The sequence below is a fragment of the Pectobacterium zantedeschiae genome (assembly GCF_004137795.1).
Taxonomy (GTDB): domain Bacteria; phylum Pseudomonadota; class Gammaproteobacteria; order Enterobacterales; family Enterobacteriaceae; genus Pectobacterium; species Pectobacterium zantedeschiae.
This window is the reverse complement of sequence record NZ_NWTM01000001.1, coordinates 1,354,700-1,369,471: the sequence shown is the minus strand read 5'-3', so window position 1 is coordinate 1,369,471 and position 14,772 is coordinate 1,354,700. Positions and strand designations below refer to the sequence as shown.

Here is a 14,772-nt window from a genome sequence, read left to right as displayed (position 1 = left end):
CATTAGGAGATAGCTCATGCAGCAAGGCGTTGGTTTCTTTGTGAAAATATTCTCTTCAGAAGAATATAGAAATGAATTTATTAAAGGGAATTTGTACATGAATCCCCTAAAGTATTTCATTGACCTTGAAGAAGAACACTCTGGAAATATTGGTGATAAACATGAAGCTCTAAGCGCATGGTTACAGCCTTCAGGGATGAGGATGATCTTCAAATTTGGAGATCAAGAGTTTGAAATACCAAGTTCAGACATTGCAGCCCCAATCGCGATCAAGAGAACCCACTTCGACTCTGTAAATGTTCTCTGTTTAATGGCCCTTCATTCACATGATATTTCTTTGGATGGAAGAATCAGCGCTGAACAAGTTGAGCTTCTAAAAGACTACTTCGCAGTACCAGAAGATGTGGTTAATCTGGGAGAATATGCGGTGGTTATCCCAAATACAGGTTTATTCTTGGAGAAGGTTCAGGCAGCCTCGCAGCATCTTGTCGATAATGGCGAGGCGTCAGAAATGATAGCTAAAACAGTTAAATACTACGACCAAAGCCAGACGCTTTCTTTGACCAACGAAGAAGAGGCTATCTTTCACAAACAAAAGTCCTATGAACACCAAAAAGAGTTCAGGATAAGCCTCGACAGAGGTAAAGGTGAAGTAAGCCCTTATGTTTTGAAGGTTGGAGATCTGACTGGTGTCGCCCACCCAATAATGACAAGGGATATAAATAGCACGTTTCAATTAGTAATTACTCCTGATTCTGAATAACCCGCTCCGGCGGGTTTTTTATTGCCTGAAATTCACCAATGAGGATCCAGCATGAAACGCAATCGCGTTAACGTGCTGACCGTCGTCAACTCCGCTTCAAACATCACTACTGAAACCATCGACGGCAAGCCACATATCGTGGTTCGCGGCATCACGCCCGTTGTTGACGATATTGTGATGAACCGGAAGTTGTACCCGGCAGCCGAAATAGAAAAGGCCTACAACACGCTTGAGCGTAATCCGATGCCTCTGGGTCACCCGAAGGTGGACGGCAAGCATGTATCTGCGCGCGATGTCCGGGCGGTGAACGAGTACCACGTCGGGGCATGGTTGCAAAACGTCAGCCACAAAGACGGGAAGGTGACGGGCGACATGTACGTTAACCGCCAGTACGCCGAATCCAGTGAGAAGGGCAAGCGCCTGATTAACCGCCTGGATGAGATGCTGGCCGGTACCAACTCCGACCCGATCCACATTTCCACCGGCCTGCTGTATTCCGGTATCGCCGCAAATGGCGAGTCGAAGGGCAAGAAGTACAACGAGATCGCCACCAACATGATGTTTGACCATGTTGCTGTGCTGCTTGATGAGCTTGGTGCCGGCACGCCGGAGGAGGGCGTAGGAATCTTCGTTAACTCGGACGGCGAAGAGCAGCAGATCGAATTGGTTCGCCTTGCTGACGGAATCGACTGCACCCGCGATGGCCTGCTCAACAAGACCCGATTCTTCTTCACCAACGCTTCGAACTTTTCCTTCGACGATATCCAGCGCGCCATCAGCGACAAACTTCGCGAAGGGCGCGGCACCGATTCATACCTCTGGCCCGAGTCTGTCTGGCCGGACACCTTCATCTATCGCGATGACGCGAAATATTTCAAACAGAAGTACCTCATCGATGAAGCCGGCAAGGCCGTTTTCGTCGGCGAACCTGTAGAAGTCGTGCGCAAACCCACTGAGTACGAGATTAAAACCAACGGAGAGAATGATCCGATGAAAGAACTGATTATCAATGCGCTGAAAGCCGCTGGTAAGCCGACTGATGGTAAGTCTGATGACGAGCTGATGGACGCCTACAACCAGCTGGCAGCCGATAAGGCAGCAGCGAAAAGCGAAACGCCGGAAGAAAAAGTCGCCCGCGAAAAGAAAGAAGCGGATGAGAAAAAGGCCAAAGAGCAGGCCACCAACAGCGATCAGGCGCCCGCCTGGTTCGCGCCGTTTGCCGACAAACTCAACGCCATCGAAAGCGGTCTTGCGGTGAACGCCGACAAAGAGAAAGGCGAAAAGCGCGCTGCGGTGAAAGCTAAATTCCAGCTCGACGATCTGGCAGTCAACGCTCTCGACGGTGCTGCGCTTGATGGTCTTTACGCGCAGTGCCAAACCTCCACGGGCCTGAGTGGTGCATTCCGCCAGGCGAACAACAACCAATCTTTCAGCGAAATGCCGGAGTAAGAAATGGCTAAAGACGGGAAACACGTGATTCACGCGGGCGGCATCTTTGCCAACCCGCAGCTTCATCGCGAGGGGGCCGCTGCCGCAGCAACCCCGCCAGGTACGATCGGCTTCTTCGATAACACCACCAAGAAGTTTACTGCCTCCGTGGACGGCGACGAAGACGCGATCCTCTATGTCGCCAACTACGACTATCTGCGCTGCAAAACTGTCGACGACATCATTGCGGCCGGTGATTGGGTGGTTGCTATGCATCCGACCCCAGGCGTTTTTTTCAACGTGCCAGCTGTGGCCGGTACCTACACCAAAGGTCAGCCGCTTTCCATCGTCAATGGTCGCGTAAAAGTTGCCGCCGCTGATGAGTCGGTCCGCGCCTTCGTGGAAGAAGACCGTTCATACACCATTGCGACCGCCGGCGATTTGCTGCGCGTAGTCATCAAGTAAGGAGCAACGAATGTTTGCATTCTCCACCCAACAGGCTACGGCCACCCGGAACCTTGAGGCGAACACCGCTCAGTTTCGTGAGTTGCAGTTTGCTCGTAACGCCAGCGCTCAGGCTGTAGCTGATTTCATCGCACGTACCCGCGCGCGCGGTGACGCCGCTAACGCCCCGGCGCTGGATGCAGTGAATGCGGTCGACGATATCCGTCGTCTGTACCGCGCCTACGATCAAACCGTTTTGGCTGAATTCGAGCCGAACACCGAGTTCACTCTACTGAATGACCTGATGCCGCTGTCGCGCTCGGTTCGCCTCGAAGAATCCGTGTACGAGTACGCCCGCAAAGGCGGTCGCGGCTGGGCGCATACGTCTATGTCTGGCCAGATTGGTGCGGCGCTGGACGCGAAATCCTACACCTTCGACGGCACGATGGTCCCGATCCACGATTCCGGCTTCAAGTTCAACTGGCGTGACCCGGTATTCAACAAAGGCTCTGCGCTGGCTTCCCTGGCTGATGCCCAGTCCGGATCTGTCGATGATGTTCGTCGTCAGTACGTGGACTACATCTGGAGCGGTTTCCGCGACAAAGCAGGCAACTTTATCAAGTTCGACGATAAAACCTGGAAAGGCCTGCGTGCTGATGAGCGTGTCGCTCAGATTACGCTGACCTTCAACTTCGCGACCAGTACCGATCCTAAGGCCATTCGTGCACAGGCAATATTGCTGCGCGATGTGCTGAAGCTGCAGAACTATCAGTACGGCGAGCAGACCTGGTACGTCTCCAGCGAAATCATGTCGAACTGGGAACAGTATTTCGACGTGAATTCCCTGCGCACGGTGCTGGAAGAGATTAAAAAGCTCTCTGGCATTAAAGACATCAAAGAAGATGCGGAACTGGCCGGTAACCAGATCACGATTCTGCCGCTGGGGGCTGGCGTTATCGCTCCTATTGTCGGCCAGGCGTTCGGTACCGTTGCTGACCCACGCCAGTTCTACAACAGCGATTACGTGTGGCGCACATGGGGGGCTGCTGGCCTGATGGTCAAGCAGGATATCGCTGGTCACTTCTCTGTAGTTTACGCTTCGAGCTAAGGATAAAACATGGCACTCGTAAAGGTATTGGTAGCAAACCTCTTTGCCGGTGCCAGCTTCCAGAAACTGGAGGTTGGCGTGGTTTATGAAGTTGACGACGTGGTCGCTGAAAAATGGGTTGCGGCTGGCAAGGCAGAGCCGACGAAAGAGAAGGGCGAGAAACTGGTGTTTGAAGTGGCAACGCTGTCAGCCCCTGTCAGTAATGACAATGTGCTGCAGAGCCAACTAAATGACGCGCTGGAGCAACTGAACACTGCTCATTCCGCTCTCGAAGCGAAAGACAAAGCGCACGCTGAGGTGCTGGAGCAGTTGAACATTGCTCACGCTGCTGAGTTGACAGCGGCGAATGCTCGTGCTGAAACCGCAGAAGCGGCTCTGACCGAAGCAACCAAAAAGGCGAAGTAACCATGGCAGCCCAAATCACGCTTGATGACGTTAAGCCGCTGATGACTGACTTGGGCTTCGCGGTCCCGGATGCTGTGCTTCAGTTGCTTATTGACCAGGTTAGCGCCGCGTCTGGGTGTATGGATGGGGCGGGCTATTCCGAAAGCCTGCAAAAGCTACTTCTCATATATGCAGCCGCGCGACTGGCAGCCTTGTCCGGTGCCCGTAAAATAGCTTCTCAATCAGCACCGTCCGGCGCATCTCGCTCGTTCACCTACGACAGTGCCGGAACGGATCACCTCTACTCACAAATCCTGTCCTGGGACAAGAACGGATGCCTGGGCGACTTGCCTCTATCTGGCTCGTCAGTCGGATTCTTTGATGTCGTTGGAGGCTGCTGATGGAGTGGACCTCTGTCGCTGAACGTCAACCCAAGGCCTTCGCCCGCGTCTGGGTGCTGACCGATACCAACCGGCAGACTACCGGATTCGTTGAGCCGAATGTCGAGTGGCACATCAACTGTCAGCGCATTCGCGCGACTGGTGCGGCCGTGCTGAGCTGGAAGGAGTGAGCAATGTCAGAAATTGGCCGCTGGTCATATACGGGCAAGGCGACGTTCTGGAAGCGGCTCGATGGTGGTAATGAATACGGCGACCCGGCGGGCTTCGCCGAACCGTTGGTCATCGACTGCGGATACCAGGGCGGCCTGAGTAAGCGCTTAGGCGATATCGGCTCTGAGCGCGTGGTGAAAAACACGTTCTGGACAGAATTCGCTGATGCTGACACCGGCGATTACATCATGATCGGTGTTTCATCTGATGCAGACCCGCTGGCTGCCGGTGCTGACGAAGTGATGCAATCTGTCTGCTTCGAAGACACCTTTGACCGCCTTGTTGACGACTGGGCCATTATCACGGGAGTTTAGCCATGGCTGGAAAAGTAAGAGGCATCGGCCAGGCCAAGGCCAGAATGAAACATCTCATTGAGGACATATCTGGCCGGAAGGTGGCTCGGGCCATTCAGTCAGCGCTAATTATCGGTAGTTCACAGGCTGCGCTGTACACGCCTATCGACACATCGTTACTGATAAACAGCCAGTACCGAGAGCTAGTCATTAACGGCATGCGTGTTACTGGGCGTGTCGGCTATTCAGCAAATTACGCGCTGTCAGTTCATGACCCTAATGTGAAGCAGAATTTCCGGCGTTCTACAGCTGAGAAAGAGTTTTTACGCAAAGGCTTTGACGATATGCGCAGTCAGATTGATGCTGTGGTGCATAAGGAATTATCGGTATGACCCCATCGATGTATGAACGGGTTAAAAACGTGTTTGTGACTGCCGGTCTTACCGAGGGACGCATTGTCCAGTTGCTATTTTTTGAAGACACGAAGAAGGCGACAGACGCATTTATAGTCTTCCGTCCCAATGGCGGCACTCCAATTCGCAAAGACCTCGGCGCAGAACATTACGTGTTGGTGGATGTTATCGGTCCGAAGGATAAGCGTGCAGCCACTGCACAGGCAGTTCAAAACATTATCGACTACGTGCAGGAAAATCCGATTAGTGACAGTTGCGTAGGGCAAATTGAAAACATGGGCGGTATACCACCTCCGATACCCACCGATGAAGGAAGGATTGTCTTCCGACTCCAATTCGCTTGCCTCTACGGGGAGTAAGCAACATTAACAATCTGCCACCCGGCGGATTTTTTACTTATAACGAGGTAATACTATGGCTAATTGCCAAACCAACAATTCGAAATTGTTTGGTCGTGCGATCGTGTTGGAAGTTGCTGATGGCTGCGCCGATGCGCTTCCGCAGGAATCCGAATGGAAAGCTCTGGCCGCCGGTACTAGCAAGGGTTTCGACTTTTCGCCGAACAGCGTTACTTCGGATGCCGACGACACCAAAGGCTATGTCGAGAGCATCGTTACCAACGCTGACTTCACCATTTCTTTTGAGGGCGAGGTGCGGAAGAACGACAAACTCGACCAGTACGGCGTAGGTCGACTGATCAAATATTTCAACAACGAGATTCAGGCCGCTCGGCAGCCGACATTGTGGGTGCGAATGGAGTTCGGTCCGATCACCTTCGTCGGCTACATGCTGATTAACGCTCTAAGTTCTGATGGTGGAACCAACGACATCATCACATTCTCTACCGAGTTTAAGGTGGCGGCAGCCGACACTATTCAGGTTCTTGATACCGACGCTGATATTCCGGTCACTGGAGTAACCATTACACCAACCAGTGCATCTGTAGCTGCTGGTGCTTCGACAACCTTCGCCGTCAATGTTACGCCGACCGATGCAACTGAGAAAACCTTTGCGGTAGCCTCGTCTGTACCAGCACGCGCCACAGCGACGATCAGCGGTAACACGGTAACGGTCAGCGCCCCATCGGGTGCAACGGCAGGCGGCGCGAATATCACCGTCAAAACTGATGATGGCGAATTCACTGCCGTTTTCGCTGTCACGGTGACTGTGTAGTCATCATTCCCGGGGCTTCCAGTAGAGGCCCATATAATGCTGGCTAAGGATTAAGAACATGACACTCATGAAAGAGATAGGTGAACTCCTAATCACCTACGGCGAACGGGACTACTTTTTCAGACCCTCCTTCGCCAACATGACAAGGATCGGTGAACCGGAGGAAATTGTTTCGGCGTTCTATGACCTGCACCACGACGAGGTTTCAGGCCTAATGCAGAGAGCTATGGCGGCTTACGGATGTATCCCCGAGTGGATCGTTCAGCACATCAAAAGCTCAACATATGGAAGGAAAGCCCTGTCTGCGGCGGTGAGCGTCCTTGATGCCTGCTGCGATGATGAAATCTGTGAACTCACTGGAGATGTTCGACCTGCCAGGACGCGCGGACGTACATTCAAAATCCGGCGCGGAGCAATGGACGAGTTCGATATGGTGGTTCTCGCTCAGTCTCTGATAGTGCATGGCATTATTGGCAAAGCGAAGGTACGTAAGCTCCAGCGTCATGAAGGCGGCGAAGCCACCAAGGAATTTAACGCCTTCGACTACATCAATGCGGCGCGTAATCACTTCGGCATGAGCCGTACGGAAGCCGAATTGCTGACGATGACCGAGTTTCAAATGCTGTTGGCGGCAAAATATCCCGAACAGAAGGGCTTTACGCGGGAAGAGTATGACGCGGTCGCAGATGACTATATGGCGAAGAAGGCGCGGCGGCTGAAGATGGCATAAGGCAGAAAATATAACACGTGGAGCATTGACTTGATAAGTTAACTGTATTAATTTGCACACTCTATAGTGAAAATTAATACAGGTGTGTCATGGAAAAAACAGTTCCAGAACTAAAAGAGTTTACTCCGGGGAATACCCGTCGCTATGAGCAAGCCAATATGATTTGGTACATCTTGTCTGGATATGCTCATGCCAACAAAGAATCAGGTAAGTTGATTACATATGGGGAACTAGCTGAGCTAATGGGGTATGGGCGACGAGCTGGGCGTGGGTTGAAAGAGGCTTTGGCATTGGTTTCTCTTTACAGTCTTTACAATAATCTAGCCCCGATGAGCGTTATCGTTGTGAATCAAGTCACTGAAGAGCCAGGCTTCTTAGAGATGTTACGCGAAGGCCGAACGTTAGCTCAGGAGCAAAATGCGGTATTTGATACCAACTGGTACAAATACCGAGTGCCGAGTCCAGGCACTTTCCGCAAGGTTGCAGAGAACCTTAGTTGGGATGATGTGCGTTGAGATTCAATTTTTCTGTATTTATAGCTGATGCCCACTTCGGTGGGTTTTTTATGACGCGTTCGGCAAGGTCGGCCACTTTTTGAAGGCAAAGAAATACAGGCTGATGTAGTGGATCACTGGTATGGACAGGAAAATAGCCATTGGCCAGCCAAATCCAGCTTTTCGAGCCATTCTGTAACATGGGAAAAATGTGATAACCCATATAACTATGAAGAGTGTTTTGTTTGATTCTCCCACGATATTTCCTTGTGTGGTATTAATTTGGATCAGGTTGGTATGGCCCACTCAGGTGGGTTTTTCTTTTTGACTGTGATTAATTTTTTTGGCCTAGATTTGTACCGTTTGTTTCTTGTCGCTCGCCGATTTTGTATGGCAGAATTTTTGCTAACGCCACAACAAAGAGACGATTATGCGGTTACTCTTAACCAACCAGAACTACATAGCTTGCGTCATTGCAGCAGTCGTTTTCATCGCAACATCCGAACCCAGCCATCTGCGTGATAGCATTAACTACGGATTGCAGGCGGTTCTAGCAGCTAAGGCTGATTAATAATTTCAACCCGCTTAACTGCGGGTTTTTGCATTACCTCTATGCTAACCTGTGAGCATATGTTACCAGTGGGGTAAGCGGGAAATGTCAAATTCGGAAGATGAAAGGGATTTAGGCCGGGAGGTGCACGAACGCCTGTCTAAGGTGTCTCCAGAATTGCTGTCGGAATTCCTTTATAAGCGAGGCGTGCATGTTGTTAAGTGTTTGATGTGTGGTAGTGAGGATATTGGTATCCCTCAAACACAGGAGCTTATTGTTTATCCCGCCGGTAGCGGTACTAAGGTTTATGTCGATTATGTTCGAGTTGAATCTGCTGGGCCGAATTATTCTATTATGAAATACCAATATCGCCTTATTTGCAGAAATTGTGGGTTTATCAGTAATCTGGCTGTATGGCCTGTACTTACATGGATTGAAGAAGAAAAGGAAAGCAGGGATGGCAAGTAGCGCGAGCGATGATAATGTTGTTATCGGTGATTTTCCCAGATATGGCGGCGGCAATGGTGGAGGTGATTCCATGTTAGAGAAGCGAGTAGATAAGCTGGAAAGCACAGTATCGACTATTCGTGAGGATGTCGCGGTCATCAAGTCCAACTATGCGACAAAAGAGGACATCTCGTCTGTCAGGATCGATATTCATCAGACGATTTCCGCGCAAACAAAGTGGATTGCAGCCACCATTATTGGCACTGCTGGCCTAATTATGGCTGTAGCTAAACTGATTTTCTGACGTTTACCAATGGGTAGGAATGTGAAAAAAGTACTATTGGCACTATTTATTGGATTTTCATCAATGGTGGTTACAGGCTGCGCACCTAAATTAGATACTGTTGATTACAATCAAAGATCACTTCAGCTTGCATTAGGCATGTCAAAACCTGACGTAATGCAGATAATGGGTGCGCCGCGCAGGACAGACGTTAACCAAGAAAGAGAGCGTTGGATATATTGGAATAAAATTGCATATGGCTACGCTATCGTCGATAACGAACAGATGGCAACCGATCGGCTAACCGTTACGTTTGTTGGTGGAAAAGTCACCAAGTGGGGACAGCAAACCTTGACGGATGACATAATGGAATCAACCCAAAAAACAGCTAAGGCATATGCAGATGCTGCGAAAAAGTAAGCTATCAAAATATGAGATAGCATGAATTTAACAACCTCGCTCCGGCGGGGTTTTTTATTGCCCGGAGAAAATCATGGCTGAAGAAGTTGTCGGTAGAATTGTATATCAGGTTGAAGCGGAAGTTGGTCGTCTGCTAGATGCTCAGCGTCAGGTTAATGCGCGATTGGATCAGATGGAAGACCGGTTTGACCGTAGCGCAAGAGCTGTTACAAACCTTGAATCAGGCATGAGTAAGTTGGCCTCCGCCATTAAACTGGTTATGGCTGCTACCGCGTTACGCGGATTGGCGGACATGGTTCAGAAATACCAAGAGATGTCAGACCGCGTACAGATGGCGACATCTAGCCAGACGGAATTCGAGCACGTACAGCAGCGACTACTGAAAACCGCCAACGGCACTTACCGATCGTTAGCTGAGGCGCAGGAGTTGTACATTACCACCGCTGCCAGCCTGCGCAGTATGAATTACACCACGGATCAGGCGATCGACATTCAGGACTCGATGTCCTACGCATTCGTGAAGAACGCCACCAGCGTAGACCGGGCTAATGGGGCGATTAGCGCCTTCTCCAAATCCATGAATAAGGGCAAGGTTGAGGCCGATTCATGGGAAACCATAATCGCAGCTATTCCCTCTGTGATTGACGATATTGCCACGGCAAGCGGTAAAACATCAGCGCAAATACGCTCTCTTGGCTCTTCCGGGAAGATCACCGCGCAGCAACTTTCCGAAGGATTACGCCAGTCACTAGAGGCCAACTCGACCGCTGCCGCTGGCATGGCGAATAACCTCACCGACGCCAGCGTGCGCATGAAAACGGCGATCACCGCCATTCTGGTGGAGACCGAGAAGGGGACGGGGGCGTTGCAGTCGTTCACTAACGGCATTATCTCTGCTGCCGATGCGCTGCTTAATTTCGGCAACGATTCACAAAACATGCCGAAGTTTATCGATGCCGTCACCATCTCAGCCACCGCCTTGGCTGCCGTGATGAGTACAAAATTGGTAACTGCGCTTTCTTCGGTGGTCATAGGAAAGGTGAAGCTAACAGCAGCATCTCTTCAGCAATCAGCAGCAGATCGACAACTAGCAAAAGATGAACTGGGTGCAGCTACCGCTATTCAGCGCCGCGCTGTAGTTGAGAAAGAAGCTGCAATCATTGAGCGCCAACGCGCAGTTGAATCGCTTGCTAGCTTAAAGGCAACGAATGCATCAACAGTCGCAACGGTTGCGCATGCTGACGCAGAGCTAGCCAGCATTAAAGTGAATTTGCAGCAAATACAGGCGGAAAAGGCGTTAGAAATCCAGCGTGCAAGATCACAAATTACCGAACAGGGTCGGATCGCAACCGCAACCCGCATGGCTCAACTTCGACAAGCAGAAACGGCACTTACTCAGCAGGTCGCTAGAGCGGAGTCCGTTGCGCAAAATGCTAGGGCTGTAGCATATGAAAGCGCTAGCGCCAGAATAGCGGCAGCAAATGCGAACGTAATTACAACAACGGCGGCGGCAAGGACAGCGAACGGAGCTTTAGCCGCATCCCAAGCAAGGGTTGCGGCAACTAGTATTAGTATGATGGGGGCGCTCAGGGCAGTAAATACCTTCCTGATGCCTCTGGGGGGTACGGCTGGTGTGGTAATGATGGTGGCTGCCGGATGGTACTTATATGCCCAGAGACAAGCTGAGGCCAGAAAAGAGAGTATCGCTTTTGCCGACTCATTGCCTGATGTAATTAGCAAACTAAAGGAAATGAACCTGGTTCAAGCCCAAGGTGTTAGGGCGCATACAGAAGATTCAATAAAAAACCAAGAAAAATCGATAAGTAGCTTAAGGGAAGAAATTGAACTTTTAAATAGACAACTCTGGGAAAGGGTTACGCTGGCAACGCGCAATGGCAATAGTGATATTGATACCACTGGTATAACGAATAAATTAGCGAAGGCCAACGCCAATCTTTACGCCGAAGAGCAGAAATTAGCCAGCACGAAAGATGCGCGGCGGCAGATGGATATTCGCATTAATCAAGGCATTCTCGACCAAATGAAGGCCGCCCGTGATAACGCGCAGGCATTGGCGGAAGCCGAAAGGAAAACAACCATCCTCGGCGGATCTCAGGCGTTTCTTGCTCAGAAGCTGAACACGTCAACCGAAGCGCTGAAAAGCTTTAACGCCGAAAGCCTGAAAATAAATTGGGGCGGGGAGGCTGGTGAAAAGCTGATCAAGCAGGCTGAAAGGCGATTGGCACTCAGTGAAAAAGAGGGTGCAGCAAGGGCCAGACTGCAAGCGCAATATGACGCCGAGGATGCCGGAATAACAGACCCCAAAGCGATTGCTGTTTTGCAGGATAAATACGCCGCGACTGAGAGTAATACCAAGGCATTAAAGGAAAGCAATGCTGAGAGCAAAAAGGCTGAATCACAGGCACAGAGAAATGTGCAAGTATTAAAAGAATATCGCCAAAAGGCGGCATTGTCGGCTGATTCAATAAGCGATCTCTCACGCGAGCAGGCGATATTTGCAGCAAAGCAGAAGTTAACCAACGCCACTCCACAGCAGATCGCGCAGGTTGAGCGGGATGCGGAAGCTGCGTGGGATAAAGCGGCAGCGCTGAAAGCACAGAATGCTATTCCGGTGCTGAAAGAAAACGCCAATTACGCCCAGCAAAAATCCCAACTTGAAATTCTGAAAGATGCGAAGGATTCCAACGGCGTATTGCTGATCAATCAGGAGCAGTACAACCAGCAATCCGAGCAACTGGAAGCGAATCATCAGGCCAACCTCGCCAAGATTCGGGCGGACGCCGCGGTAACCCCAACACAGCAATCAGCGGCATTAGTTGATCCGGTGCAGGCGCTGGCAAACGAAAATACCCGTAAATTGGCGCTCATTCAGCAGTTTGAGACACAGAAGGGAGAAATTACTCAGCGCGGTCTTGAATTGATGAACGCCGCTAACACTCAATACGAGCAACAACGTATCGAAGCTCAGTGGGAACTGTACCGCAACCAGAATATGACTAATGAGCTACTGGCTTCATCAGTCGATGCCTTGCAAGGGGGTGCTACCAACGCCATTACGGGGTTGCTCAATGGCACACAAAACCTAAGTGAGGCATTAGCGAATATCGGCACAACTATTCTTAACAGTGTGGTGGGGGCGCTGGTTGAGATGGGGATGCAGCAGGTAAAAAACGCACTGATGGGTCAAGTAGCTGCTACGGCAGCACTTGCTGCCACAACAGCGCAGGCAACAGCGGCAGCGGCTGCATGGGCTCCAGCGGCGGTAAGCGCCTCCATTGCCACAATGGGTTCAGCGTCTACTGTCGGAACGACTGCATATAGTACCGCCCTCGTTGCATCAAAAGGGATGGCCTTGGCAGGTGCACGCGAGCACGGTGGCCCTGTATCTGCTGGTTCAATGTATCGGGTAGGCGAGGGCGGTAAGCCGGAAATCTACCGAGCCAGCACCGGTAAGCAGTATATGATCCCCGGCGATAACGGCAAGGTGATCAGCAACAAGGACATGATGGGCGGTGGTGGTGTAACGTCGTTAAATCAGGTGATGAATTTGACGGTCAACACCACTAATGGTTTAGATGATGCGACTATTAAGCAGCTAAGGCAGGCATGGAAGACAGACACAATGCTGATAATCAGAGACCAGAGCACCAGACCTAAAGGTATGCTTCAGGGGCGAAAATAATCAGAGTTTCGGTATTACGGTTGATCAATCTACGCACAGGAGAAATCAAAATGGTTATGGAAGTTGAAGTAAGCAGAATCACTGCCTTTGATAACGTGAACGGCCAGGGAGTGTTGGCTACGGTTGAATTCAAGGATTATGAAGCCCGCCACGAAGACATTCTGTAGAGGTAATTCTTCCTCTCGATAAAGACGCTTCACTGGCAGAAACTGAGAATCGCGCCGTCGAAAAAGCCAAGCAGCAATTGCGTGATTTAATTGCCACCTTCTGATTTAACATTAAGAAAGCAAACTCGCCGAGGCGGGTTTTTTTATTGGAGTTTTCCATGCCTGAAACATTCACATGGAGCCCACAAAAAGGCTTCACGGTTAGCCGTGCACCGAATGTGGCTGTCGTGAAACTCGGCGACGGTTACGAACAGCGGCAGGTTAAAGGCATCAACCCGTTGATGGATAGTTATTCGCTGACGTTTATTGGCGTTGATGGTCTGTGCGGCAGGCCGAACTACGCGAAGCAGGCAGAGGCGTTCCTGAAAGCAAGAATGGCGGTCGAGTCGTTTTACTGGACACCATCTGATACTGATGTGCAGACGCTGTTTGTGTGTCGGTCATGGTCGATAAAAAAGACAGGCGGACAGTACGATTTGACAGCTACATTTGAGCAAGTAACTCGTTGAACTTGATTTTTAATTTAAAAATAAGGAACATACAGGAACGTATTTATGTCAATGGAATAGGTTATGGATATTCTTCAGCTTATTGACGTTTTTGTGTCAAAATATAAAGATTTGATTGGCGTTTTTTTCTCGTTAATTTCTATTATTGTTGCCTTGTTAACATTTTTGATAGCATTTCTAGTTTATCGAAACGCTAAGGGTTGGATAGGTGTTCATTTTGATAAAAATAAGGTATCATCTGCGCTATCAATTAGAAGTGAACTATTTAAAATAAAATCACTGCGTAATGAGGTTGAAGGTTTTAAATCTTTGTCACATAAGATAATTCATGTTACTAATGGTCAGCTTGATGCTATTCGTTACCAGACTTCCCATGCAAAACTGAACGAAGATAAAATTGCTATTTTTAATTGTTTTAATCCAACGATAGGGTTGCTAGCTGAATTAATTAGAATTTTGCGTGATGCTTCAGCCTCTGTTAATTATGGAATTCTTGGGGTTAAGGATGGAGTGGTAAATTCTAATGATTATATTAATTTGGTGAGGAATGTTGAACGTGTGAATATTCAATTGAATGAGGTTAATAAAAAACTTTCTGAAGCATTGACTGAATTGATGATAGCTCAATCTAACGTGCTGACCTATGATGGGGCTAGTTCACTTAATGATATTAAACGCCAAAATTCAGATGGTTTAATGAGAATAAATGAGTGCCTTCATAATGTATTAAATATATATTCAGATGGTATGGAGAATGCCATAGAGGAAACTCTAGATATAAAAATCATTAATATTCTATAATATATCCATTTGACAATTCAAAGGCCGCCGCGCGCGGCCTTTTTTATTGGA

Annotated in this window: 19 protein-coding genes; all 19 read left to right on the top strand. The window is 49.6% G+C overall.

Annotated elements, in window-relative coordinates; genetic code table 11:
• Window positions 1-16: 16 nt before the first annotated feature.
• Window positions 17-763: a hypothetical protein gene (locus CLR69_RS06225; protein WP_129711368.1), complete on the top strand. Its 747-nt coding sequence runs from the start codon at window positions 17-19 to the stop codon at window positions 761-763.
• A 51-nt stretch (window positions 764-814) separates the two neighbouring features.
• Complete coding sequence (locus CLR69_RS06220; protein WP_129711367.1) at window positions 815-2,212, top strand: DUF2213 domain-containing protein; 1,398 nt, start codon at window positions 815-817, stop codon at window positions 2,210-2,212.
• A gap of 3 nt (window positions 2,213-2,215) precedes the next feature.
• Complete coding sequence (locus CLR69_RS06215) at window positions 2,216-2,656, top strand: hypothetical protein (protein ID WP_129711366.1); 441 nt, start codon at window positions 2,216-2,218, stop codon at window positions 2,654-2,656.
• 10 nt (window positions 2,657-2,666) lie between these two features.
• On the top strand, window positions 2,667-3,743 hold the full coding sequence (locus CLR69_RS06210) for a major capsid protein (protein ID WP_129711365.1): 1,077 nt from the start codon (window positions 2,667-2,669) through the stop codon (window positions 3,741-3,743).
• Window positions 3,744-3,752: 9 nt separating this feature from the next.
• On the top strand, window positions 3,753-4,148 hold the full coding sequence (locus CLR69_RS06205; RefSeq protein WP_129711364.1) for a hypothetical protein: 396 nt from the start codon (window positions 3,753-3,755) through the stop codon (window positions 4,146-4,148).
• Between the two features lie 2 nt (window positions 4,149-4,150).
• The gene (locus tag CLR69_RS06200) at window positions 4,151-4,528 is read left to right on the top strand and encodes a DUF7370 family protein (protein WP_129711363.1); all 378 of its coding nucleotides are present in this window, start codon (window positions 4,151-4,153) and stop codon (window positions 4,526-4,528) included.
• A complete protein-coding gene (locus tag CLR69_RS06195) occupies window positions 4,528-4,698 on the top strand; it encodes a 50S ribosomal protein L13 (protein WP_129711362.1) in 171 nt (56 codons plus the stop codon). Before CLR69_RS06200 ends, CLR69_RS06195 begins: the two co-directional genes overlap by 1 nt.
• A 3-nt stretch (window positions 4,699-4,701) precedes the next feature.
• A complete protein-coding gene (locus CLR69_RS06190) occupies window positions 4,702-5,052 on the top strand; it encodes a hypothetical protein (protein WP_129711361.1) in 351 nt (116 codons plus the stop codon).
• 2 nt (window positions 5,053-5,054) lie between these two features.
• Window positions 5,055-5,423 (top strand): HK97 gp10 family phage protein, encoded by a 369-nt coding sequence (locus tag CLR69_RS06185; RefSeq protein ID WP_129711360.1) that lies wholly within the window; start codon window positions 5,055-5,057, stop codon window positions 5,421-5,423.
• Window positions 5,420-5,803, top strand: coding sequence for a phage tail termination protein (locus CLR69_RS06180; protein ID WP_129711359.1), 384 nt, complete (start codon window positions 5,420-5,422; stop codon window positions 5,801-5,803). Before CLR69_RS06185 ends, CLR69_RS06180 begins: the two co-directional genes overlap by 4 nt.
• A 55-nt stretch (window positions 5,804-5,858) precedes the next feature.
• Window positions 5,859-6,617, top strand: a complete 759-nt coding sequence (locus CLR69_RS06175) for an Ig-like domain-containing protein (RefSeq protein ID WP_129711358.1) — start codon at window positions 5,859-5,861, stop codon at window positions 6,615-6,617.
• Window positions 6,618-6,675: 58 nt separating this feature from the next.
• A complete protein-coding gene (locus CLR69_RS06170; RefSeq protein WP_129711357.1) occupies window positions 6,676-7,347 on the top strand; it encodes a DUF6246 family protein in 672 nt (223 codons plus the stop codon).
• 89 nt (window positions 7,348-7,436) lie between these two features.
• Window positions 7,437-7,862 carry a hypothetical protein gene (locus CLR69_RS06165; protein WP_129711356.1) on the top strand — a complete coding sequence of 142 codons (426 nt, stop codon included), beginning with the start codon at window positions 7,437-7,439 and terminating at the stop codon, window positions 7,860-7,862.
• A gap of 634 nt (window positions 7,863-8,496) precedes the next feature.
• Window positions 8,497-8,859 (top strand): hypothetical protein, encoded by a 363-nt coding sequence (locus CLR69_RS06155; protein WP_129711354.1) that lies wholly within the window; start codon window positions 8,497-8,499, stop codon window positions 8,857-8,859.
• Window positions 8,849-9,142, top strand: coding sequence for a hemolysin XhlA (locus CLR69_RS06150; RefSeq protein ID WP_242451565.1), 294 nt, complete (start codon window positions 8,849-8,851; stop codon window positions 9,140-9,142). Before CLR69_RS06155 ends, CLR69_RS06150 begins: the two co-directional genes overlap by 11 nt.
• Window positions 9,143-9,163: 21 nt before the next feature.
• Window positions 9,164-9,541: an outer membrane protein assembly factor BamE domain-containing protein gene (gene bamE, locus CLR69_RS06145; protein ID WP_242451564.1), complete on the top strand. Its 378-nt coding sequence runs from the start codon at window positions 9,164-9,166 to the stop codon at window positions 9,539-9,541.
• A 73-nt stretch (window positions 9,542-9,614) separates the two neighbouring features.
• On the top strand, window positions 9,615-13,244 hold the full coding sequence (locus tag CLR69_RS06140; RefSeq protein ID WP_129711353.1) for a tape measure protein: 3,630 nt from the start codon (window positions 9,615-9,617) through the stop codon (window positions 13,242-13,244).
• Window positions 13,245-13,569: 325 nt separating this feature from the next.
• Complete coding sequence (locus CLR69_RS06130; protein WP_129711352.1) at window positions 13,570-13,920, top strand: phage tail protein; 351 nt, start codon at window positions 13,570-13,572, stop codon at window positions 13,918-13,920.
• A 63-nt stretch (window positions 13,921-13,983) separates the two neighbouring features.
• Window positions 13,984-14,721, top strand: coding sequence for a hypothetical protein (locus tag CLR69_RS06125; RefSeq protein WP_129711351.1), 738 nt, complete (start codon window positions 13,984-13,986; stop codon window positions 14,719-14,721).
• The last annotated feature ends 51 nt before the right edge of the window (window positions 14,722-14,772 follow it).